Source organism: Armatimonas sp. (genome assembly GCF_043760365.1).
Classification (GTDB): domain Bacteria; phylum Armatimonadota; class Armatimonadia; order Armatimonadales; family Armatimonadaceae; genus Armatimonas.
The window spans coordinates 1-1,629 of the sequence record NZ_JAYUPA010000501.1; the positions used below are offsets into that span (position 1 = coordinate 1).

The 1,629-nt window shown below is 59.4% G+C and carries 3 protein-coding genes; all 3 read left to right on the forward strand.

Annotated elements, in window-relative coordinates:
- On the forward strand, positions 1–442 hold a 442-nt coding region (locus ACH2EH_RS11740), incomplete at its 5' end, for a hypothetical protein (protein WP_395141873.1).
- A 9-nt stretch (positions 443–451) separates the two neighbouring features.
- Positions 452–766 carry a hypothetical protein gene (locus ACH2EH_RS11745; RefSeq protein WP_309686384.1) on the forward strand — a complete coding sequence of 105 codons (315 nt, stop codon included), beginning with the start codon at positions 452–454 and terminating at the stop codon, positions 764–766.
- Positions 767–790: 24 nt separating this feature from the next.
- Positions 791–1,629: tRNA 2-thiouridine(34) synthase MnmA (mnmA, locus tag ACH2EH_RS11750; protein WP_395141875.1), on the forward strand; the 839-nt coding region annotated here is incomplete at its 3' end.

A 1,629-nucleotide genomic window follows, 5' to 3' on the forward strand; every position in this document is an offset into this window, starting at 1 on the left:
AGTAGATGGCAAACCTATGAGTCGGTACTTAGAACTTTCTGTAGATGGAACCGTGGAGCGCGTAGGGGAGCGTGCGCTGCGCGCTTTTCGCCGTATTGGCAAGGTGGAGCAATACGACTTGTCTGCCGCGCTGATTGCTGGCACCATCAAAGTGGATGGCGATCCCGCCTCGGTTCAGATCTCCTGGAAGCCAGGGCGGGAGGGGCGTGTGCGCATCGAGATCGCTGCCAACTCCTACGATACCCTGAGCCAAGCGGCAGACAGTGCCCTCTATACCTACGCCAGCGCCTACAAGGCAGCGGGGTGGCCTGATCCCGGGCGTGACCGACGCGAGCGTCAGCAGAATCTGCTGCGAATCTCAGGGGGCTTCCTTGCTCTGATGCTCCTTGCTACCCTGATCTATCTTCTGACGGGGACAGCAACCCAGCAGCGCATCCGATAGAATACCCTCATGACGGATACCGATACCCCTCTTGTTAGTGTCTGGGAGCGCTTCGCCCAGCTCTATGGAACCCCCGAGCGCATCGAGAAGCTCTGGCAGCAGTGGCTCGCCACTCAGACCGAGATCTCTGTTGCCTTCCTGGAAAAAGCGGTTGCCGATCAAGCCGAAGCGAACCAGATTAGCGTGGACGCTGCTAAAGCGCGGCTTGTACTCGAAAAGCTCGTTGATGACCGTGGGCCCAAGTTCGTGGAGAAGTTTCTCCGGGAGCATGACCAAGCCGGTAAGACTCTCAAGCCGCTGAGCCTCACGAAAAAAAAACGCTGAGCACGACGCGATATACTGAGACTTGTGAGTGCTCGTGAAAAAGTAGTCGTGGCGATGAGTGGCGGGGTGGACTCGTCCGTGGCAGCAGCCTTGCTCGTGGAGCAGGGCTTTGATGTCATTGGTATCACGCTGCAAATCTGGCAGGAGAGCACAACGGACACCAAGGGGGCAGGGTGCTGCTCGCTCGGTGCGGTGGAAGATGCCCGCCGGGTGGCAGCGCGCATCGGCATCCCACACTACGTTCTGAACTACAAGCAGCCTTTCGCCGATGCCGTCATCAAGCCCTTTATCGAGGACTACCGGCGCGGGCGGACCCCCAACCCGTGTGTCAACTGTAATCGCTACATCAAGTTCGACGCGCTTCTGGAAAAAACACTCGCACTGGGGGCGAGTAAGCTTGCCACAGGGCACTACGCCAAGGTTTTTCAGGATACGCAGACCAAGCGCTGGGGGCTGGCACGGGCGGCAGAGAGTTCCAAAGACCAGACCTACGCGCTCTATGCCACCCAGCAGCACCAGCTTGCGCACATGACCATGCCCCTGGGGGAGCTGGCTAGCAAGGCGGAGACCCGCGCACTGGCGCGGCAGTACGGCCTCCTGGTCGCTGACAAGCCAGACTCACAGGAGATCTGCTTTGTGCAGGGTGGCAAGTACACCGAATTTCTCGCCCGCGAAGCCCCCGAGCTAGTCCAGACTGGAAACTTTGTGGATACCGACGGCAAAATGCTGGGCAATCACGACGGTTCGGCCTTCTTTACCGTCGGTCAGCGCAAGCGCATCAATGTCGGCTCCCCTCTCCCGCTCTATGTTTTGCGGGTCGAGGCGCAGACCAACACGGTGGTGGTCGGCACGGACGAAGAGCT